This window comes from Paeniglutamicibacter sp. GQ140 (genome assembly GCF_059759235.1).
In genome coordinates, this window is the sequence record NZ_JCAXDW010000001.1 from 460620 (window position 1) to 482102 (window position 21483).

The 21483-nt window shown below is 67.3% G+C and carries 19 protein-coding genes; 12 read left to right on the forward strand and 7 right to left on the reverse strand.

Features of this window, described 5'->3' with window-relative positions; translation table 11 throughout:
• Positions 1-15: 15 nt before the first annotated feature.
• Complete coding sequence (locus AC6CHY_RS02105) at positions 16-564, reverse strand: tripartite tricarboxylate transporter TctB family protein (protein WP_217387222.1); 549 nt, start codon at positions 562-564, stop codon at positions 16-18.
• Positions 565-632: 68 nt separating this feature from the next.
• Entirely contained in the window at positions 633-1634 is a 1002-nt protein-coding gene (locus tag AC6CHY_RS02110) for a Bug family tripartite tricarboxylate transporter substrate binding protein (protein WP_217387221.1), read from the reverse strand.
• A gap of 154 nt (positions 1635-1788) precedes the next feature.
• Here AC6CHY_RS02110 and AC6CHY_RS02115 point away from each other — a divergent pair, with 154 nt between their 5' ends.
• The 5 genes from AC6CHY_RS02115 (at position 1789) to AC6CHY_RS02135 (ending at position 7875) form a co-directional block, all read left to right on the forward strand.
• Entirely contained in the window at positions 1789-2676 is an 888-nt protein-coding gene (locus AC6CHY_RS02115) for a LysR family transcriptional regulator (protein ID WP_217387220.1), read from the forward strand.
• Positions 2677-2861: 185 nt separating this feature from the next.
• Entirely contained in the window at positions 2862-3800 is a 939-nt protein-coding gene (gene kdgD / locus AC6CHY_RS02120) for a 5-dehydro-4-deoxyglucarate dehydratase (protein ID WP_217387219.1), read from the forward strand.
• A gap of 63 nt (positions 3801-3863) precedes the next feature.
• Positions 3864-5471, forward strand: coding sequence for an aldehyde dehydrogenase (NADP(+)) (locus AC6CHY_RS02125; RefSeq protein ID WP_498225260.1), 1608 nt, complete (start codon positions 3864-3866; stop codon positions 5469-5471).
• Positions 5468-6799 (forward strand): enolase C-terminal domain-like protein, encoded by a 1332-nt coding sequence (locus AC6CHY_RS02130; protein ID WP_498225261.1) that lies wholly within the window; start codon positions 5468-5470, stop codon positions 6797-6799. Before AC6CHY_RS02125 ends, AC6CHY_RS02130 begins: the two co-directional genes overlap by 4 nt.
• Before the next feature lie 134 nt (positions 6800-6933).
• Positions 6934-7875 (forward strand): AEC family transporter, encoded by a 942-nt coding sequence (locus AC6CHY_RS02135; RefSeq protein ID WP_498225262.1) that lies wholly within the window; start codon positions 6934-6936, stop codon positions 7873-7875.
• A 192-nt stretch (positions 7876-8067) separates the two neighbouring features.
• Here the strand turns inward: AC6CHY_RS02135 and AC6CHY_RS02140 are convergent, their stop codons facing one another.
• Complete coding sequence (locus tag AC6CHY_RS02140) at positions 8068-9342, reverse strand: ABC transporter substrate-binding protein (protein ID WP_254455727.1); 1275 nt, start codon at positions 9340-9342, stop codon at positions 8068-8070.
• A 158-nt stretch (positions 9343-9500) separates the two neighbouring features.
• The gene (locus tag AC6CHY_RS02145) at positions 9501-10517 is read right to left on the reverse strand and encodes a LacI family DNA-binding transcriptional regulator (protein WP_498225263.1); all 1017 of its coding nucleotides are present in this window, start codon (positions 10515-10517) and stop codon (positions 9501-9503) included.
• Between the two features lie 154 nt (positions 10518-10671).
• On the opposite strand from AC6CHY_RS02145, the gene AC6CHY_RS02150 reads away from it, so the two are divergent.
• The 7 genes from AC6CHY_RS02150 (at position 10672) to AC6CHY_RS02180 (ending at position 17880) form a co-directional block, all read left to right on the forward strand.
• A complete protein-coding gene (locus AC6CHY_RS02150) occupies positions 10672-11838 on the forward strand; it encodes a Gfo/Idh/MocA family protein (protein ID WP_498225264.1) in 1167 nt (388 codons plus the stop codon).
• Positions 11839-11900: 62 nt separating this feature from the next.
• A complete protein-coding gene (locus tag AC6CHY_RS02155; protein WP_498225348.1) occupies positions 11901-13061 on the forward strand; it encodes a dihydrodipicolinate synthase family protein in 1161 nt (386 codons plus the stop codon).
• Positions 13052-13942: a sugar phosphate isomerase/epimerase family protein gene (locus AC6CHY_RS02160; protein WP_498225349.1), complete on the forward strand. Its 891-nt coding sequence runs from the start codon at positions 13052-13054 to the stop codon at positions 13940-13942. Before AC6CHY_RS02155 ends, AC6CHY_RS02160 begins: the two co-directional genes overlap by 10 nt.
• A 94-nt stretch (positions 13943-14036) precedes the next feature.
• The gene (locus tag AC6CHY_RS02165; protein ID WP_498225265.1) at positions 14037-16019 is read left to right on the forward strand and encodes a DUF6807 family protein; all 1983 of its coding nucleotides are present in this window, start codon (positions 14037-14039) and stop codon (positions 16017-16019) included.
• The gene (locus AC6CHY_RS02170; RefSeq protein WP_498225266.1) at positions 16016-17098 is read left to right on the forward strand and encodes a M24 family metallopeptidase; all 1083 of its coding nucleotides are present in this window, start codon (positions 16016-16018) and stop codon (positions 17096-17098) included. The genes AC6CHY_RS02165 and AC6CHY_RS02170 overlap by 4 nt, the downstream gene beginning before the upstream one ends.
• A 261-nt stretch (positions 17099-17359) precedes the next feature.
• Positions 17360-17623, forward strand: coding sequence for a type II toxin-antitoxin system Phd/YefM family antitoxin (locus AC6CHY_RS02175; protein ID WP_498225267.1), 264 nt, complete (start codon positions 17360-17362; stop codon positions 17621-17623).
• Positions 17620-17880: a type II toxin-antitoxin system RelE family toxin gene (locus AC6CHY_RS02180; RefSeq protein WP_217387209.1), complete on the forward strand. Its 261-nt coding sequence runs from the start codon at positions 17620-17622 to the stop codon at positions 17878-17880. Before AC6CHY_RS02175 ends, AC6CHY_RS02180 begins: the two co-directional genes overlap by 4 nt.
• Before the next feature lie 358 nt (positions 17881-18238).
• Here AC6CHY_RS02180 and AC6CHY_RS02185 read toward each other — a convergent pair whose 3' ends face one another.
• Genes AC6CHY_RS02185 through AC6CHY_RS02195 form a run of 3 tightly spaced genes read right to left on the reverse strand, consistent with a single transcriptional unit; the run spans position 18239 to position 21400 of the window.
• Positions 18239-19165, reverse strand: a complete 927-nt coding sequence (locus AC6CHY_RS02185) for an NAD-dependent epimerase/dehydratase family protein (protein ID WP_217387208.1) — start codon at positions 19163-19165, stop codon at positions 18239-18241.
• A gap of 10 nt (positions 19166-19175) precedes the next feature.
• A complete protein-coding gene (locus tag AC6CHY_RS02190) occupies positions 19176-20555 on the reverse strand; it encodes a Gfo/Idh/MocA family protein (RefSeq protein WP_498225268.1) in 1380 nt (459 codons plus the stop codon).
• A 50-nt stretch (positions 20556-20605) separates the two neighbouring features.
• Positions 20606-21400: a carbohydrate ABC transporter permease gene (locus tag AC6CHY_RS02195; protein WP_217387658.1), complete on the reverse strand. Its 795-nt coding sequence runs from the start codon at positions 21398-21400 to the stop codon at positions 20606-20608.
• Between the last annotated feature and the right edge of the window lie 83 nt (positions 21401-21483).

Genomic DNA, 21483 nt, shown 5'->3' on the forward strand with positions numbered 1-21483 from the left:
CTTTAGGTCTGTGACTTAGAAAAGTCGGGGGATGGTGGTTCCGAGTGCGGCAATGAAGATCGCGTAGAACGCGGCAACAATCAGGATCGAGTACATGGTTGCCGAGCGCCAGCGCTCGCCCCCGAGCCACCTCATCCAGATGAAGCAGAGCAGCAGCGAGGGGATCTCGAAGCCCACCACCGGCATGAGCAGCACCATGCCGATCAACGTGGCAAAGCCGATGGCCGCATACCAGGAGTAGGAGGAGAACTTCTCCCCGTCCTTGCCGCCGGTGCGGCCGATGACGACCTGGACCACCGACAGCACGGCAACGACGAGGCTCACGATGAAGGGCCACATGCCCGGCCGCGGTTCGGCCGGCGTTCCCAATCCCAGCTTCAGCGACAGCAGCATTCCCGCCAGGCCGAGGCCCAGCGCCACCAGGGAGGAGAGCAGGTTGGCCACGGGCCCCGCGGGCTCGGGCGCCTCGGCTGCCCAGACCTCCGCGAGTTGCTCGGGCGTCAGGATCTCTTCCTCGTCCGGCGCCGGGGCTTCTTCGAGGTGCGGCGGCTTGTCTGCTCGCATGGCGTGCTTCCTTTGGATCTGGCGGGCGCCACCTCAGGTGGCTGCCGGGATGCGGAACGGGCGAGGGGCTACTTCGAGGCCAGGGAGATGTCGTACTCCTCGGTCAGCTTCTTGTACTTGGCGGCCAGCTCGTTCCACTCGGTCACCACTTCCTCGCCCGTGATTTCCTTCGGGGTCAGCAGGGTGGATTCGTTGAAGGACTTGTAGGTGTCCTTGGCGACCGCTGCCTTGACCGCGTCGGTGAGTGCGGTCTTGGTCTCGGCGCTCAGGCCCTTGGGAGCGGCGATCGCGCGGTACTGCGAGACCGGGACGTCGTAGCCGGCCTCGATGGCGGTCGGCACGTCCGGGAGGAATTCATTGCGTTCGGAGGAGAAGACCACCAGCGGAACCACGGTTCCGGCATCGATCTGCGGCTTGGCCTCGCCGAGCTGGATGGTGGAGACCTGGACCTGGTTGCCCATGACCGCGGTCAATGCCGGGGAGCCGGAGTCGAAGGGAACGGTCGTGCCCTCGATCTCGGCCTGCGCCAGCAGCAGCGCCTGGGCCAGCTGCGAACCGGTGCCCACGCCGGTGGTGCCGAAGGAGAGCTTCGAAGCCCCCTTCTTCAGGTCCTCGATCGACTTGACGCCCGATTCCTTGCTGGCAACCATCACGTAGTCGTCCTGGGACAGCCCGGCGATGACGTCCAGGTCCTCCAGCGAAACGGCCTCTGCCTCGGAGACGGCCAAGGGGGTGATGGTGATCAACGAGGCGTTGAGCAGGATCAGGTTTTGGCCGTCGGCCTTCATGGCCGCCACTTCCTCGGTGGCCAGGGCGCCGTTGGCGCCGGGCTTGTTGACGACCGGCATGGCAACGCCCAGCTTCTCCGCCATGCCTTCGGCGGCGGCTCGGGCGATCAGGTCGGTGGAACCGCCCGGGGCCTGGCCGACGGTCAGGGTCACCGGGCCGCTGGGGAAGGTCGCTCCCTCGGCGGCACCGCCGCCGACGTTTCCGCCGCAGGCGGCCAGCGAAAGAGCCGCGGTGGCCGCGGCCAGGGACAGCATTGCACGTCGTGTGAATTGCTTCTTCATTGCGAGATCTCCTGGGTTGTCGATGCGTGTTGCCTGGCGGGCCCCACCTGCGAGTGAGTCACAACACGTTGCCTACTTCTGGTTGAGCCTAGAAAATAGTTATGATGCTTGTCCAACCCCATCTATGCATGGAGTGATTCCCGAAAGGTATCAATTGTTCACCTTGGACCAAGCACGAAGTTTTGTCGCCGTCGCGGAGGAGCTGCATTTCGGGCGCGCCGCCGAACGGCTGAATATGACCCAACCCCCGCTGAGCCGGCAAATCCAGAAACTCGAACGAAGCGTCGGGGTTGAGCTGCTCGAACGCGACAACCGCAAGGTCAGCCTCACCGCGGCCGGGGAGGCGTTCCTCGTCGACGCGCGGCGCCTGGTGATTTCGGCCGAGCGCGCCCCGCTGAACGCGCGGCGGATTGCCTCGGGGCAGTTTGGCGAGTTGCGCATCGGGTTCACCGCCGCCTCGGGTTTCAGCCTGCTCGGTCCCCTGCTTTCGGAGATCTCCACGCAGCTGCCCAATGTGCACCTCGAGCTCTTCGAAATGGTGACGGGCGAACAGGTCAACGGGTTGGCCGACGGGGACATCGACCTGGGCCTGGCCCGGCCGCCGTTCGACGAAAAGGTGCTTGAATCTCAGCTGCTCTTCTCCGAGTCGCTCTGCATTGCGGTGCCCACCGGGCACCGGCTGGATCTGCTCCCGCGCGAGGTCGTTGTCGAAGACCTCGCGGGCGAGGCCTTAATCATGCACTCCCCCACGAAGGCCAGGTACTTCTATGACCTGGTGGTGCGGCAGATCGACATCGAGCACCAGAACGTGGTGCACACCGTCAGCCAGGTCCTGACCATGATCACGCTGGTCGCGGCAGGGCGCGGCATCGCCTTTGTGCCCGAAAGCGCCAAGCTGCTGGGCGTCGAGGGCGTGAGCTACCTGCGGCTGGAGGACATTGCGGAGGATGCGGTGGAACTGCATGCCATCTGGAACCGCGATGCCCGGAATCCCGCGATGACCAAACTGGCACAGATCGTGCGCGGCTCGATGCAGGCCTAGGGCCATGGCTTTCGCGGGGCGGGCGGGGGCCACGAATCCTGCGATACCCGACGGGTATCAAACAATACAAATATGGGCTTGGACATGCATCGATGGTGCTCCCTAGGCTGGGGTCAACGAACAACACCATCGCCCGCCACTGATCCACGCCATCGTGGAGGCGCCCCGACTTGAGGAGTATCCCCATGGCCACGTACACCCCCGCCGAACTTGCCGCCAAGCTCAAGGACGGACTGCTCTCCTTCCCGGTGACAGCCTTCGATGCGAACCTGGAAATCGACGAGGCCGGCTACCGCAGCCACCTCGACTGGCAGTCCAGCTTCGGCGTGGCGGGTCTCTTCGCCGCCGGCGGCACCGGCGAGGGCTTCACCCTCACCCCCGAGGAATCGGCCCGCGTGGTGCGCATGGCCGTCGAGGAAGCCGGCGACCGCGTTCCGGTGCTCGGCTCGGCCGGAGGCTCCACCAAGCAGGCCATCCTCAACGCCCGGGACTCCGAGGCCGCCGGCGCGCAGGGCGTGCTGCTGCTGCCGCCGTACCTGACCGAATGCGACCAGGAGGGCCTGTTCAACCACGCCTCGGCCGTCTGCTCCGCCACCTCCACCGGCGTCATCGTCTACAACCGCGCCAACGCCATCTACTCGGCCGACACCGTGGCACGCCTGGCCGACACCCACGAAAACTTCATCGGGTTCAAGGACGCCACCGGCGACATCGAGCACCTGACCCGGGTCTACACCAGGAACGGCGACCGCCTCTTCTACCTCGGCGGCCTGCCCACCGCCGAGACCTTCGCCCTGCCGCTGCTGCAGCTGGGCATGAGCACCTATTCCTCGGCCATGTACAACTTCGTTCCGGAGTTCGCCCTGGACTTCTACCAGGACGTCCGCAACCAGGACCACGCCGCCGTGACCGAAAAGCTCAAGCGCTTCGTGCTGCCATACCTGGACATCCGCGACCGCGTGGCAGGCTACGGCGTCTCCATCGTCAAGGGCGGCCTGAAGGCCATCGGCCGCGACGCCGGCCCGGTGCGCCCGCCGCTGCAGAACCTCACCGAGGCGGACCTGGCCGATTTGGGCGCACTGCTGAAGCAGGCGGGCCTGATGCCCGCCGCCGCGGCCGTCTAGCCGGGCCCCGCAGGACGCACCGACATCTTCACCGACACCCCAACTTCCGACGCAGGAGCAGCAATGTCCACGGATACCCAGCAACTGACCGGCCAGTCCATCCTGGCCGGAGCCCACACCGACGGAAACGGCGGCGAGGTGCGCGGCTTCAACCCCGCCACCAACCAGGGCCTCGACCCGGCCTACTCGCTGATCGACACCGACCAGCTGGCGCTGGCCACAATCGCGGCCGAGGACGCCTTCGAGTCCTTCCGTTCCCTTGACCCGGAAACCCACGCCTCCTTCCTCGAGGCGATCGCCGCGAACATCGAGGCCGTGGGCGAGGAGCTGGTGGCCCGCGCCATGGCGGAGACCGGGCTTCCGGAGGCGCGGCTGGTCGGCGAGCGCGGTCGCACCTGCAACCAGCTGCGGCTCTTCGCCCAGGTGGTGCGGGCGGGCGACCACCACGGGGTGCGGATCGACCCGGCCCTGCCGGAGCGCACGCCGATGCCGCGGGTGGACATCCGCCAGCGCAAGATCCCGGTGGGTCCGGTCGCGGTGTTCGGTGCGTCCAACTTCCCTCTGGCCTTCTCCACCGCCGGCGGGGACACCGCCTCGGCACTGGCCGCCGGCTGCCCGGTGGTCTTCAAGGCCCACAACGCCCACCCGGGCACCAGCGAAATCGTGGGCAGGGCCATCACCCAGGCCATCACGGAGGCGAACCTGCACCCGGGCGTGTTCTCCCTGGTCTACGGGCCGGGTGCAAGCATCGGCCAGGCGCTGGTCTCCGACCCGCGCATCAAGGCCGTGGGCTTCACCGGTTCCCGCGGCGGCGGCACCGCGCTCATGGCCACCGCCGCAGCACGCCCGGAGCCGATCCCGGTCTACGCCGAGATGAGCTCCATCAACCCGGTCATCTTCTTCGCCGGGGCACTGGCCGAGGATGCCGCAGGACATGCCAGGGCCTACCTGGGTTCGGTCACCGGTTCCAGCGGCCAGCTCTGCACCGCACCGGGACTGGTCTTTGTCCCGGCAGGCGAAGAAGGCGACAAGTTCGCCGAGGCGCTGCGCACCGAGACGGCCAACGCCGCCGGACAGACCATGCTCACCGAAGGCATCTTCAACTCCTGGGTCCAGGGAGTCCACAACCTGGGAGCCCAGCCCGGCGTCGAGGTCCTGGGCCGCGGCAAGCCGGGGACAGGCGAAAACGCCCCGGCCCCGTCCATCTTCTCCACCGGGGTGGCGCAGCTGCTGGAGAACCCGGTGCTGCACGAGGAGATCTTCGGCGCGGCCTCCCTGGTCATCCGCTACGAGAACGCAGTCGACCTGGCCAGCGCCCTGTCCAAGCTGGAGGGCCAGCTCACCGCGACCCTGCAACTGAACGACGCCGACCACGAACTGGTCGCCGCGGTGCTGCCCATCCTGGAACGCAAGGCAGGACGCATCCTGGTCAACGGCTGGCCCACCGGGGTCGAGGTCGGGCATGCCATGGTCCACGGCGGTCCGTTCCCGGCAACCTCCGATACCCGCACCACCTCGGTCGGCACCCTGGCCATCGAGCGCTTCCTGCGCCCGGTCGCCTACCAGAACATCCCCGACTCGCTGCTTCCCGCCCCGCTGCGGCAGGGCAACCCGTGGAAGCTGACCCGCCGCGTCGACGGCATCCTGAAGACCGCGGGAGACAACGCATGAGCACCACGCAACCCACCATTGCAGCCATCGAGGTCGTCCCTGTCGCCGGGCACGACTCGATGCTGCTGAACCTCTCCGGCGCCCACGGCCCGTTCTTCACCCGCAACATCACCATCATCACCGACTCCGCTGGCCGCACCGGCCTGGGCGAGGTGCCCGGCGGCGAGGCGATCCGCAGCACCATCGAGGAGGCCGGCGAACTGCTGATCGGCGCCCCGGTGGCCCGCTACCGCTCGCTGCTGCGCGAAGTCGCCACCCGATTCGCGGACCGGGATGCCGGGGGCCGCGGGGCACAGACCTTCGATTTGCGCACCACGGTGCACGCCGTCACCGCCATCGAGTCGGCGCTGCTGGACCTTCACGGCCAGTTCCTCGGCGTTCCGGTCGCGGAGCTGCTGGGCGACGGGCAGCAGCGCGATGCGGTGCCAATGCTCGGCTACCTCTTCTATGTGGGCAACCCGGATGACACCGACCTGCCCTACCTGCGCGAGCCCAACGGCACCGATGACTGGGAGCGGGTCCGCCGCGAAGAGGCCATGACGCCTGCGGCCATCGTCCGTCTCGCCGAGGCCGCGCAAAAACGCTACGGGTTCAAGGACTTCAAGCTGAAGGGCGGGGTGCAGGAAGGAGACGCGGAGGTCGACGCGGTCATCGCGCTGAAGCAGCGCTTCCCCGAGGCCCGCATCACCCTGGATCCCAACGGCGGCTGGCTGCTGAAGGACGCCATCCGCCTGGGCAAGCGCATGGCCGGAGTCGTCGCCTACGCCGAGGACCCGTGCGGCGCCGAGGGCAAGTTCTCCGGGCGCGAGGTGATGGCCGAGTTCCGGCGGGCCACCGGCCTGCAGACGGCCACCAACATGATCGCCACCGACTGGCGCGAAATGTCCCACGCGGTGCGCTCCAACGCCGTGGACATCCCGCTGGCCGACCCGCACTTCTGGACCATGGCGGGATCGGTGCGCGTGGCCCAGCTCTGCAACGAGTTCGGGCTGACGTGGGGTTCGCACTCGAACAACCACTTCGACATCTCGCTTGCCATGTTCACGCAGGTCGGTGCCGCCGCCCCGGGTACGATCACGGCCCTGGACACCCACTGGATCTGGCAGGACGGGCAGGGACTGACCGAGGAGCCGCTGCTGATCCGCGACGGCGAGATCAAGGTCCCAGCGCGTGCGGGCCTGGGCGTCACCCTGGACCGCACCCGGCTGGCCGAGGCGCACGAGCTCTACCTGCAGCACGGGCTGGGCTCGCGCGACGACGCGGCATCCATGCAGTACCTGATTCCCGGATGGGAATTCAACGCGAAGTCCCCGGCGCTGGTCCGCTGACGCCGATCTTGCAAAACTCCACATAAAAGGCAGGGACGCGGGAAACGTTCTCCGGAACGTTCCCCGCGTCCCTGCCATGCTTAAGCGCGGGCGTGGATCGCGCCAGCTTTTTCAACGCAGTTTCGGGAGGCCATGTGCAGGGAGTGCTCCAGGGCTTCACGATCGTGCTGATCCTGATCTTCATCGGGCTGGCCACCGCGCGGTTCCTGCCGCGCAAGCGCGAATCCATCGCCACCGGGCTGACCCCGCTGATCTACTACATCACCAACCCCGCGCTGATGTTCACCCTGCTGGCCGACACCGACCTGCGCTCCGTGATCGGGGTGTTCACCCCGATAGCGCTCATCACCGCAGCGCTGACCGGCGGACTCTACGCGCTGTGCGCCAGGCTTTTCCTCAAGGTGCCGGCGACCCGGCTTCCCGGTGCCGCCATGTCCACCAGCTACGTCAACGCCGGAAACATCGGCGTCCCGCTGGCGCTCTACGCGGTGGGAAGCACCAACCCGGTGGTCTCGGTCCTCATCGCCCAGCTGCTGCTGATCGCCCCGGTCTACCTGTGCTTCTTCGCCCTGGCCGCCCGCGCCGCCGGAAACCGGCAGCACCAGACACCCTTGGGCAAGACCATCCTGCGCTCCATCGCCAACCCGGTCACCATCGCCACGTTCATCGGAGCGCTCTTCGCCGCCTTCAATTTGCACCTGCCCCAGGTCATCCACATCCCGCTGGACATGCTGGGCCAGGCCTCCATTCCGCTGCTGCTGATGGCCTTTGGCATGTCGCTCTACGGGCAGCGTCCGCTGGCGGAGAAGTCGCTGCGCGGCGAGGTTTTCCTGGCCACCTTCTTCAAGATGGCCTTCATGCCGCTGGTGGCGTGGGTCGTCGGCGCCTTCGTGTTCGGGCTGCAGGGCACCGCGCTGCTCGGGGTGGTGATCATGGCCGCGCTTCCCACGGCGCAGAACGTGCTGCTCTTTTCGCAGCAGTTCAGGCTGGAGACCACCGTGGTCCGCGAGGTGGTGCTCTGCAGCACCCTGTTGGCCCTGCCGGTGACGCTGGTGATCACCCTCCTGCTGGGCTGATCACGGGCGCTGCCCACGACGCGACGGCATCTACGCTCCCTGCTCCCCCACCTACTCCGGCCACGCCCTGATCTTGCCGAGGATTAGCCGAGCCACCGGAAGTCGCGCACCCCCGAAACACCTGCGTTAAACAGGAGTGGTGGGGTCCGGCCCACGGCCGCACCCCACCACGTGTTTCCCGGATCGGCCGGGCTAGCCGATTTCGACCTTCATTTCCTCAAACATCTTCTGTGCCGCATCGTCGGTGCCCAGGCGCCCGAAGAACACCTCGAGGCCGTAGCGGTACAGGATGTCCTGCAGCCCGCTGAATCCGCGCGGCGGAATCGGCTCGGCCGCGGTGACCTCGTCCTCGATGTCGGCGATGAACTCGGCCGAGAGGGCGTCCGGGCCCTCCAGCTTGTCCACCACTGCCTTGCGGACCTCGAGGTTGGAGGGCAGTCCGCGGTCGGCCAGGTTGAGCAGGCCGGCCTCCGGGGAGTTCACCATGAAGTCGATGAACTTCTTGACCTCTTCGGGGTGCTTGGTGCCCTTGGTGGCGGACATGAACATCGATGATTTGAAGAAGGTCTGCGATCCGCCGGCTTCCCCGCTGCGGCCCGGCATGCGCAGGGGCACGAGGTCCTCGCCGGAGGCACCGGAAAGGGCTGCCAGCTGGTTGGTCCACCACATACCCATGGCCGCCCCGTTGGTGCCGGTCAGCGACCTGTCGGGGCCCGGGCTCTGGTCCTCGGCGATGCCCGAGGCGCTCGGAATGGCCTCGGCCTCCATGAGCCCCTTGAGCATCTCGAAGTACGAGGCGGCATCCGCCGGCTCGAATCCGAGGGTGCCCTCGGCGGTGGTCAGCGACTTTCCGTCCTGGCGCAGCCAGAACTGGAACCCCGCGGGCTCGTTGGGGCCGGTGGCTCCGAACGCCTCGGTCCCCTTGGTGATCTTGGCCGAGATGTCGCTGTAGTCGTCCCAGGTCCAGGTCTTGTCATCGGGCAGCTCGACGCCGGCTTCCTTGAAGAGCGTCGGGTTGGCCATCATGGCCATCGCGTTGATGCCGGTGGTGATGCCGACGACGCCGTCCTCGGTGGTGCCGTTGGCGATCGCCGCCTCGTCGAACTTGGAAACGTCGATGTCGGAGAGGTCCAGCAGCGCTCCGCGGTCCGCGTATTCGCGCAGGTACTTGTCGTCCATCTGGATGATATCGGGTGCATCGTTGGAGGCGACCTGGGTGGCCAGCTTGTCCCAGTAGCCGCCCCAGTCGCCGTACTCGCCCTGGATCTTGATGCCAGGGTTCTTGGCTTCGAATGCCTCGATGATCTTCTGGGTGGCCGCGGACCGCGACTCCGACCCCCACCAGGAAAAGCGCAAGGTCACATCTCCGTTGGCGTCGGCGGCGCTTCCGCTGCCGCCGCATCCGGTCAACGCAAGCGCGGCAATGGAAGCCACCGCCGTAAATTTGGCCAGTCGAGCGAATCTCATCATCGAATCCTCAGTCTTGGGTGTGGAGCACGGTCATCCGCCATTGGGAAAGCGGTTTCCAACACCGTATGTGTGATTGGAATCACCCGTCAAGTGGTCCGGCGATCTTCATCTTGTCAATTGCGCATCCATTGATACCCAAAGGGCAATCAACGAACTCACTGGCAAAATGCGGTGCTTTCGCGCAGGACCGGCACCCCCTCAACCACCTGGGTGGCCTCCTCGCCCTCCTCGCCCAGGAGCATCCTGGCCGCCTGCTCCCCCATCGCATCCAGCGGCAGGCGCACGGTGGTGACCGAGGGAACCATGTCCTCCAGCGTGGCAATGTCATCGAACCCGGCCACCGCCACATCCTGCGGCACGCGCAGGCCGGCGCGCCGCACCGCGGTCAGGGCACCCAGGGCCATCACGTCGTTGGCGGCCAGGACGCAGACCTGCCCCCGGGCCACCTCGCCCTTCGCGGACTCGAGGTATTCGGTCATGGCCTCCAGCCCGCCGTCGCGCGTGAAGATGCCCGGCAGCACGGCGAGCGGCTCAAGCCCGGCCTCCGCCAGGCCCTCCAAGATGCCGGCATGCCGGTCCCCCACCGTCACCAGGTTCATGTCCCCGGACAGGATGACGAAGCGCCGGTGGCCCAGTGCCACCAACTGGCGCACCAGCTCGGCGGCGGACCCGCGGTTGTCCACGCGCAGGCCCAGCGTTCCGGGCAGCGGCTGGCCGATCATGACCACCCTGCCGCCGTTCTTCCGGTACGTCTCCACCGCCGCGGCAAGGTGTTCGTCGCCGTCAACGGTGCGCGATCCGGCCAGCACGATGCCCTCCGTGCGGTAGGACATGAAGGCGCGCACGGCCTCCATTTCGGTCTCGCCGTCCCTGTCGGTGCTCGAGAGCATGACGCGCAGCCCCGAGCCCTTCAGCCCGTGCTGGACCCCGTGGGCGATGGAGGAGAAATACGGGTCGGCGATGTCGTGCACGATCAGCCCGACCAGCCCCGCCGAGGAGCGGGCCAGCGCCTGCGCCTGGGCATTGGGGAAGTAGCCCAGTCGCTCGGCGGCGCCGCGGACCTTCTCCGCGATTGCCTCAGCCGGACTCCGCGAGGAGCCGTTGAGCACCCGGGACGCGGTCGCCGGAGAGACCCCTGCCTCCCGGGCCACATCTGCCAGCCGTACGACCATCTGGAAAACCACCTTTCATCGATTCCGGCGCCACGCCGAAACCCTCAAGCCATTGTGACAGTTGACACGTCGATCCAAACGAATATATCTTGGAAAGCGCATTCCCACTTACTTTCCCGAGATTTACCGACCCGATTCCAGGAGTCAGAAGACCATGCCGGAAACACAAGTACTTCGCATCGCCATGAACGGTATCACCGGTCGCATGGGATACCGCCAGCACCTCCTGCGCTCGATCCTTCCCATCCGCGACCAGGGCGGCATCACCCTGGCCGACGGGCGCAGGGTCACCGTCCAGCCCATCCTGGTCGGCCGCAACGAGGACAAGATCCGGGAACTTGCCCGCATCCACAAGATCGAGCACTGGACCACCGACCTCGACGAGGTCATCAACGACCCCACCGTCGACATCGTGTTCGACGCATCCATGACCTCCCTGCGCGCCGAAACGCTGACCAAGGCCATCAACGCCGGCAAGCACATCTTCACCGAGAAGCCCACCGCCGAGACCCTCGACGAGGCCATCGAGCTGGCCAGGATCGCCAAGGCCAAGGGCATCACCGCGGGCGTGGTGCACGACAAGCTCTACCTCCCGGGACTGGTCAAGCTGCGCCGCCTGGTCGAGGAGGGATTCTTCGGAAGGATCCTCTCGCTGCGCGGGGAATTCGGCTACTGGGTCTTCGAGGGCGACATCCAGTCCGCCCAGCGCCCCAGCTGGAACTACCGCCTGGCCGACGGCGGCTCGATGACCACCGACATGTACTGCCACTGGAACTACGTGCTCGAGGGCATCATCGGCAAGGTCAAGTCGGTCACCTCGAAGACCGCCACCCACATCCCGGCACGCTGGGACGAGCGCAACGAGGAATACACCGCCACCGCGGACGACGCCGCCTACGGCATCTTCGAACTCGAAACCCCTGCCGGCGATCCGGTCGTTGCCCAGATCAACTCCTCCTGGGCGGTGCGCGTGTACCGCGACGAGCTCGTCGAGTTCCAGATCGACGGCACCCACGGCTCCGCCGTCGCGGGCCTGAACAAGTGCGTGGCCCAGCAGCGCGCCCACACCCCCAAGCCCGTGTGGAACCCCGACCTTCCGGTCACCGAGTCCTTCCGCGACCAGTGGCTCGAGGTCCCGGCCAACGACGAACTCGACAACGGCTTCAAGCGCCAGTGGGAGGAATTCCTGGGCGACGTGGTCAACGGCCGCGAACACCGCTTCGGCCTGCTCTCGGCCGCACGCGGCGTCCAGCTGGCAGAACTCGGCCTGCAGTCGGCCGCCGAACGCCGCACCATCGACATCCCGGAGGTCGTGCTGTGAGCCTGACAACCAGCACCACCCTCCTGCTGCCGGGAACCGACGGCACACTGCGCGAACACACCATGAACGCACCCGGGGCATGGACCCACCCGACGGCCCCGATCACCTCGCGCAACGTCTACGCGGCGGCCCACGTGGTCCCGCAGATGGCGGCCGAGAACACCCCGGGATCGCCGGCGGCGCTGGACTGGGAGGCAACCCTGGGCTACCGCCACGAGCTCTGGTCCTGGGGACTGGGTGTCGCCGACGCCATGGACACCGCCCAGCGCGGCATGGGCCTGGACTGGGCAGCCACCCAGGAACTGATCGCGCGCTCGAGCGCGGAAGCGGCCTCCGTGGTGCACGCCGCACCCGCCGCCTTGCGCGGCAAGAGCGTGCGGGACCTGATCTCCTGCGGCGTGGGCACCGACCAACTGCAGCCCGATTCCCTGCAGCCAGGCGCTGCGGGACTGGACGCCGTGAAGGCCGCCTACCTCGAACAGCTCGAGGTCGTCGAGGCCGCCGGCGCCAAGACCATTATCATGTGCTCCCGCGCCCTGGCCCGGGTGGCCCGCAACGCCGAGGACTACCTGCGTATCTACACCGAGCTGCTCGAGCAGTCCTCCCGGCCGGTCATCCTGCACTGGCTGGGCACCATGTTCGATCCGGCGCTGGAAGGCTACTGGGGTTCCACCGACGTCGCGGTCGCCACCGCGACCTTCCTGGAACTTATCAATTCCAACCCGGGCAAGGTCGACGGGGTCAAGGTGTCCCTGCTCGATGCCGGGCACGAAACCCAATTGCGCGCGTCCCTGCCGGCCGGGGTGCGCCTCTACACGGGCGACGACTTCAATTACCCGGAGCTGATCCGCGGCGACGGACAGCGGCATTCCGATGCCCTGCTGGGGATCTTTGCCGCCATCTACCCCGCGGCCTCCACCGCGCTGCAGGCCTTCGACGCCTGGGATCCGGAGCGCGGATACCAGATCCTTGCCTCCACCCAGGACCTGGGCCGGCACATCTTCAGTGCCCCGACCTTCTACTACAAGACGGGCATCGCGTTCCTGGCCTGGCTCAACGGCCACCAGTCCGGCTTCCAGCTGGTCGGCGGCCTGCACTCCGGGCGCTCGCTCCCGCACCTGGCCAAGACCTTTGCCCTGGCGGACGAGGCCGGGCTGCTGCGCGACCCGGACCTGGCCGCACGCCGCATGGGCGCCCTGCTCACCACCGGAGGATTCAATTGAGCTTCGAACTGTCCCTGAACACCGGCACCACCCCGAACCTGACCCTCGATGAGGCAATCCGCCACACCGCCGAGGCCGGTCTGAGCCACATCGGGCTCTGGCGGCACCTGCTGGTGGACGGCGCGGAGGCAGCAGCCAAGGCGGTTTCCGCTGCGGGACTCAGCGTCTCCTCGCTGTGCCGCGGCGGATTCCTCACCGCCTCCGACGCCGCCGGCCAGGCCGCGGCCCTGGCGGAAAACCGCCGGGCCATCGAAGAGGCCGCGGCCCTGGGCACCGGCGAATTGATCATGGTCGTCGGCGGGCTCCCGGCAGCCGCCCACGTCCTGGGCGGAACCGGCGACCGGGACGACAAGGACGTCGCCGCGGCCCGCGGCAGGGTCGCTGACCGGCTGGCCGACCTGGTTCCCTACGCCGCCGAGCACCGGGTCCGCCTGGTGCTCGAGGCCCTGCACCCGATGTACGCCGCCGACAGGGCCGTGCTCTCCACGCTGGACCAGGCGCTTGACCTGGCCGCCCCGCACCCTACCTCCGCTGTGGGCGTCGTCGTTGACACGTTCCACGTCTGGTGGGATCCGTCCCTGTCCCGGGCCATTGCCCGCGCCGGGACCGAGGGCAGGCTGGCCGGCTACCAGGTGTGTGACTTCAACCTGCCCATTGCCAACGATGCCCTGAAATCCCGTGGCATGATGGGCGATGGCTACGTCGATTTTGCCTCCATTTCCCGCGCCGTCGCCCAGGCCGGGTACACCGGGCCGGTCGAGGTGGAGATCTTCAATGAGGACATCAACAACCAGGACGCCGCGATCACCCTTCAAACGATGAAGGAACGCTACGCGAAGCTGGTCCTGCCGTCCCTGCAAGGGGCCGGCTCGCTGGTGTAGCACCCCCCTGGCGGGCACCGGCCACCACCGGCCGGTGCCCGCCGCATTGCCGAGCGTCGCGGCCTGGCTCCGCGACAGAACTGAAGGAGCGAGCATGAGCACCCCACCCGCACGAATCTGCCTGGTCGGCATTCGCGGCTTCGGCCTGCGCCACCTGGAGAACATCCGCGCGCTGGAGGCCGGCGGCCACGCGGTGCTTTCCAGCGCGGTGGACCGGAGCCACCGGGAGGGCGAGCAGCCGCTGGGTGACGGCGTTGCCATGTACAGCTCGCTGGCCCAGGCCGCGGAGGCCGGTGAGCCCGTCGACATCGTGGTGCTGTCAACCCCCATCGACACCCACTTCGAGCAGGGAATGATCGCCGTGTCCATGGGTGCGGACCTGCTGCTGGAGAAGCCGCCGACCGCCACTCTGGCCCAATTCGAAGAGCTCCTGCAGGCCTCGAAGGATGCAGGGACCCGCATCCAGGTCGGCTTCCAGTCCCTGGGTTCCCATGCACTCCCGGCCATCGCCGAGCTGCTGGACTCCGGCACCATCGGTGAGCTGCGCGCCGTGGGCGCGACGGGCATGTGGCAGCGCGACGCCGCCTACTATTCCCGTTCCCCCTGGGCCGGCAAGCGGGTGCTCGACGGGGTCCAGGTGGTCGACGGGGTCATCACCAATCCCCTTGCCCACGCCGTCATGACCGCCCTGCACATCGCCGGGGCGCAGGAAACCGGCGACATTGCAGAGCTGCACACCGAGCTGTTCCATGCCAACGACATCGAGGCCGACGACACCTCGACCCTCAGCGTGACGACAGCGGGCGGGACACCGATCACCGCCGTGTTGGCCACCACGGCCGCCGAGCAGCGCGATCCGTTCATCACGATCTCCGGGACCAACGGGCAGGCGATCTTCCACTACACCCGCGACGAACTGGCCATCACCCCGCAGGACGGCGAGACCAGTGTGCAGACATTCGGCCGCACCGACCTGCTCAAGAACCTGATCGATTCCCGCGGCACCGAAGCCGCCGCGTTGCTCAGTCCCTTGGAGCGCACCGGTTCGTTCATGCGGGTGCTCGAGGCCGTGCGCACCGCGGAAGATCCCGCCCCGATCGCCGCCGAGCACCTGCGCCTCGTGGGCGAGGGCCCCGCGCAACACGTGGTGGTTCCGGGCATCGAGGAGCTGGCCGAGCGGGCCATCAAGTCCCCCGCCACGTTCTCCTCCCTCGGTGCGCCCTGGGCCGCCCCGGCACCGACCGGGGAACCGCTGCGCGTGGCAGGCCGCGAAGTGGCCGGCGTGCGCCTGGGCACCGAGCTGTCCCCCACCAACTCCCCTCGCCCCTTCCTGCACCCGGTGCGCACCCTGGCCAACACGGTGCTCACCGACCAGCAGCCGCTCGACCACACCTGGCACCTCGGGGTCGGCGTGGCCATCCAGGACGTGGACGGCGTGAACTTCTGGGGCGGCCGCACCTACACCCGCGAGGCGGGCCGCTACGTGTGGCGCAAGGACCACGGCCGCATCGAGCTGCTCTCCTCCACCGGGGACGAATCGCGGCGCAAGGACACCCTGGCGTGGATCGGGCCGGACGGAAGCACCATCCTGGATGAGGAACGCACCATCACCGTCACCGCGGGTGCGAACGGAAGCTGGGAGCTGGGCTACGACTTCACCCTCACGCCCCACGGCGCCGCGGCGGTGAAGCTGGGCAGCCCCGGCTCCAATGGCCGCGTGGCGGGTGGCTACGGCGGCTTCTTCTGGCGCCTGCCCGCCGTCGCGAACGCGGAGATCTTCACCGCCGAGGCGAGCGGCGAGGAGGCGGTCCACGGAAGCATTGCCCCGTGGCTCGCGTTCACCGCCGACTTCGGCGGATCCGAGGCCACCCTGGTCTTCCACGCCACCGACGAGGACCCGTGGTTCGTGCGCTGTGCCGGCTACCCGGGCATCGGCCGCTCGCTGGCCTGGGAACAGCCGCTGGCCACCACGCGGGAGAATCCCGTGTCCCGCTCGGTGCGGGTCATCGTCGCCGACGGCCGCCTCGGGGCCGAGCAGGTCGTTGGCCTGCTGGCCGAGGCAGGGATCCCCGCATGAGCACTGCGGCATTCGCCGATCCCGAGCTCGGCGCGAAGCACCAACGGGTGCTAGCCATCCTCGAGGCACGCGGCGCCGACGCCCTGGTGCTGGACTCCCCCGCCGCGCTGGGCTGGTTCCTGGCCGGGACGCGCAGCCACGTCTCGCTGGCCGGAGCCCCCGTGGTCCAAGTGCTCGTCCACTGGCACGGGGCGGCCCTGGTCGTGTTCGAGAACGAGGCCGAACGCCTGGTTGCCGAGGAGGTCCCGCCGGGGCTGGAGATCCTGTCCGTGCCCTGGCACGCGTCGCTTTCCGAGTACGGCGCACGCGCAGCGAGGGAACGCGGCTTCGTCCAGGTCTTGGCCGAGGATGCTGTCGCACTGGAACTGCGAGCCGCACGCGCCGCCCTGCTGGAGGTGGAACAGGAACGCTATCGGCGACTGGCCGCGGACACCGCACGCATCCTGACCGACGTGCTCCTGACCGCAACCCCGCACGACTCCGAGCGCGAGATCGCGGCACGCCTCGCCGCGCGGATCGTGGGCGATGGCAGCGACCCGCTGGTGGTCCTGGTCGCCGGCGAGCAGCGCCTGGGCTTCAGGCATCCGTTGCCGACCGGTTCCCCGGTGGGCAATCGGATGATGGCGGTGCTGTGCGCCCGACGCGCGGGATTGATAGCAAACGTGACCCGCTGGGTCTCCTTCACCCCGAGCACCGCCAGACAGCGTGGCGACGAGGAGGCGATCCTTGCGGTCGAGGCGGACATCCTCGCCGCCACCCGACCCGGCATCAGTCTGGAGTCATTGCTGCCTGTCATCCAACAGGCATATCCGCGCCACGGCTTCGCCGCTGACGAATGGACACGCCACCACCAGGGAGGACCCACCGGATACGCGGGACGCGACCCGCGCCTGGTCCCGGGAATTGAGGACGTGATCGTCGCCGGGCAGGCCTTTGCCTGGAATCCCTCGGCACCTGGCGTGAAGGTCGAGGACACCATGCTGCTGGTCGAAAACGGTCTCGAGGTGCTCAGCATCGACGAGCGCTGGCCGACCGTGAACGTTGCCGGACGCCCGCGGCCTGCTGTCCTGGTGCATTAACAAGGAACCACGGCTGAATGCTGTTGCGCCCTTGCCCGGGGGCGCAACAACTCGGGTCCGCTAACCGGCAGCAGCGGTGAAGAAAGTCCATGGGAATGCGGACGGTTCTGCCTCGGCAGTCAACATGATCCCCTTCGAGAGCCTGTCATTTTTCGTCCCGCAGACGGCCTGCCTTGCGAAATACCAGTACCCCTGGACGAGCGCTGCCTTGCACGAAAGATACTTTGTGTTGAATGTGTACACAAGTGCTATTGTGGTTACATGAACTCGATCACCTCATCCGTCACGATTCGAGAACTTCGCGATGGACTCGCCGATGCCGTAGGCCGTGCCAGCTATGGACGTGAACGTGTGCAGATCACCAAGAATGGCAAGCCGGCGGCTGTGCTCATTGGACCCGAGGATTTTGAGCTGCTGGAGCACCTGGAAATGCTTCGTGACGTCGCCGAATACCGAGCAGCCAAGTCGGCTGACGACGGCGGGCGCATCAGCTTGAACGAACTGCGTGCTGAGCTGGACGCGTGAGTTCTTACCGCGTTGTATTTACCACCGCGGCAGCCAAGGAACTCAGAAAGCTTGACCCTGGTATCCGAAGGCGCATCCTGTCCGGCATTGCCGATCTTGAGCGGGAACCCCGCCCTGCAGGATGCAAGAAACTGGCCGGCGAAACCAATGCCTGGCGGATTCGCGTTGGAGACTACCGGGTACTCTACGACGTTGTTGACGATATTCTCATCGTCACCGTGGTCCGCGTGGCACACCGCCGCGAGGTTTACAAATAGCCACCCGCCACGGGTCATGAACACTTGGATGCCCTCGGTTTCAGCAGTTCTCAACGCACTAAATCGGATAGACCGCCCCCAGCAGGGCCGGTTGCTTGCCGAATCCTGAGGACCTCAGTCTTGATGCCCACCAAGTCGGAGTCGACACTCCCGCAGAGCTCCGCCATACGGGACTGGTTCAGTTCATTGGACAAACGTTCCGGTCAGTGCTGAACCGCTTGGCATGATTTTTCGCTACCAGTAGACCCCTCTGCCTTGCAGACCGGCAGGACGGCACCTCCGTCCCGCACAAAGGAAAGGCACGTGGCCACCGCCCGCTGGGGGCGGCAGCCACGTGCCTACCTGTCGTTCCCGGTTCTCAGGCTCCGTGCACCGGTTCGGGCTGGTTGACCAGTTCGGTGCGCCAGCTGCGCTTGGGCTCCCAGCCCAGGACTGTGCGGGCACGCTCGATGCTGAACGCCGGGGAGGTTCCCGACAACACCGCGGCCTTCTCCTCGCTGCCCCGAACATAGCGCGGCACCAGCTCGCTCAACGGGCGCGTGGCCAGCGCGTCCGCGGCGCCGACGAAGAAGGTCGAGCCGTTCTCGATCTTGTCCATCTTCCCCAGCAGCAGCAACAGGAAGTCTGTGACATCCCGCGCATCGACGTAGTTGAACAGCGAGGGTGCAGCGAGGTCCGGGTCCTGAAGCCGTTCGGTGACGGTGTGGCCCTGCTGGGTGGGAGCGCCCTCCCATTCCTCGGGGGCAATCACGTAGCAGGGACGGAAGGAGGCGAACCGTGCCTCGTTGCCGCGGGCCGCGGCAAACATCGCGGCGACCTGTTCGGCCACCAGCTTGGAGAGCCCGTAGGCGTTCCACGGCAGGGTCGGGGTGTCCTCGTCCAGCGGGAAGCGTTCGGGCAGCCAGCCGGCGGGCGCCCCGTAGCCAATGACGGTGGGGCTGGAGGCCAGCACGATCCTGGTGCACCCCGCCTCCAGCGCGGCGGATGCTACGTTGTGGGCGATGGTCGCGTTGGTCTTCAGGATCACCGCCTCCGGGGCACTGAACGGCACGGCGATCGCGGCCAGGGAGATCACTGCATCCGGGCGGACCGAGGCGAAGGCCTCGAGGGTCTGCTCGGTGTCCATCAGGTCGACCGAGAGGTAGTTTGCCCCGGGCTCCGGGGCCTCGGGCAGGCGTTGGTCTACGGAGGTGACGGCGTGGCCGGCTGCAAGCAGCCCTTGGACAACGCTGCGTCCGAGTCGTCCCGAGCCGCCGGTGACCAGAATGTGTTCGGTATTTCCCATGTCCGTCAGCCTACCGCCCGGCCGGAACCGCGTGCGCGACGTCCGCCATGTCCAGCTCCAGCCCGAGGTCCGCCACCTGGATTGGTAATCCGAGGCGCAGGGACTCGTTGCCGGCGATGCCCACGGCAATGGCAGCGACCCCGTCGCCCAGGCCCGCGGGACGGGCGTACTCGTCCTGGACGGCACCGCGGAAGATGTCGGCGAGCAGGAGCTTGTCCCCGCCGCCGTGGCCTCCCTCGCCGTTGACGATTTCCAGCTCCTGGGCTGCCTCCCAGTGCCGCTGCAGCACCAGCTGCTCCCCGCGGCGGCGCACCAGCGAGTCCTGGCCGTCCACCGAGACCGAGGGGTCAACCGGGGATCCTCCTACAGCCGGGAGCACCGCGGCGCGCTCGACCACGTCCAGCTCGAGCCGCCCCTCGGTGCCGTTGATGCAGACCCGGTAGCCCTCCCAGGGGCTGTGGGCGTTGAGCGAATAGGACAGCAGCGCCCCGCGGCCATAGGTCACCGTGAGTGCCAGGTTGTCCTCGATGTCGATCTCGCCGCTGAACACGTCCTGGTCGCGCCGGTATCCGTCGAGGTGCTCGTTGTCCAGGTAGAGGCCCTTCAGCCTCGGGTCGCTGCGCAGGTCAAGGGCGAACGGGTCGGCCTCCGAGCCGTCGAAGGTCCCCCGCCCGTGCTCGCGGTGCTGCCCGCGCGCCTCGGCGTTCCCCGGTCCGTAGAAGGCCAGGGAGCCCGCTGCGTAGACGCGCTCGGGCGCATCGTCCAGCCACCAGTTGACCAGGTCGAAGTGGTGGCTGGACTTGTGGATGAGCAGGCCGCCGGAGTTCGCCTTCTGCCGGTGCCAGCGCCGGAAGTAGTCGGCCCCGTGGACGGTGTCCAGCATCCAGGTGAAGTCCACCGAGGTGACCGTCCCGATCCGTCCCTCCAACAGCGCCTTCTTCAGCGCGGTGTTCCGCGGGGAATAGCGGTAGTTGAACGTCACGATCACGCTGCGCCCGGTTTCCCGCACGGTGTCGGTGATGCGGCGGGCGTCCTCGGCATTGATCGTCAGCGGTTTTTCCACCACGACGTCGGCGCCTGCCTCAAGTGCGGTGCAGATGACCTGGGCGTGGGTGAAGTCGGGGCTGGTCACGATCAGCCGGTCGATGTTCTTCTCCCGGATGAACTCCGTCAGGTCCTCCGGGGCAAAGCCCTCGACCTTTTCGCCGTAGCTCTGCTCGATGAGGTCCTCGAAGTATTCCAGGCGCCCGGGGTTGGTGTCGCACAGGCCGACGAGTTCCGCCACGTCGGCGTGCTCGCCCAGGATCGCGTGGATGTACATCTCGCACCGGTTGCCGGTGCCGACGATTCCGTAGCGGAATCGTGCCTGGCTGGTGTCCTCGAATTGCACGTGCTGGCCTTTCCTCAGTGGTTCACTCGGTGGTTCATGGGTGTGGGCGGTTATTTCATGCCCGTGGTGGCGATGCCCTTGACCAGGAACTTCTGGCCCAGGACGAAGGCGATGAACACCGGCAGCAAGGTCACGATCGACATCGCGAAGAGCGCTCCCCAGTTCGATTCGCTGGTGGCGTCGACGAAGGCGCGCAACGCCACCGGGACGGTGAACATGTCGGGGTCGGTTAGGTAGATCAGCGAAGAGAAGAAGTCGCTCCAGGTCCAGATGAAGGTGAAGATGGTGGTGGTGGCCAGCGCCGGGACCATCAGCGGCAGGATGACCTGCAGGAAGATCCGCGGGTGGCCGGCGCCGTCGATGCGTGCCGCCTCGTCGATGTCCCGCGGGATGCCGCGGATGAACTGCACCATCAGGAAGATGAAGAAGGCGTCGGTGGCCAAGAGCTTGGGCACGATCAGCGGCAGGAAGGTGTTCACCCAGCCGAGCTGGGAGAACATGATGTACTGCGGCACGATGATCACGTGGATCGGCAGCATGATGGTCATCAGCATGATCGCGAAGAACAGGCCCTTGAACCTGAATTCGAGCCGGGCAAAGGCGTAGGCGGCCATGGAGCAGGAGACCAGGTTGCCGATGATGGAGCCGAGCACCACGATCGCGGAGTTGAGCATGAAGTGCCCGAAGGGGTGCGAGAGCGCGGTCCAGCCCTCGGCGTAGTTCTCCCACTGGAAGGTCTGCAGGAACAGGCCGGGTTCGCGGAAGATCACGTCGGTGGGGCGCAGCGAGCTGACCACCATCCACAGCAGCGGGTAGATCATCACCGCCGCAACGGCGATGATCATCAGGTGCTTGAGCAGCGACCTGGCCACCGACCACTTGGCCTTGCGCTCCCGGCGCCGCAGGGCGCGCAGCCGGTTGCGCTGTT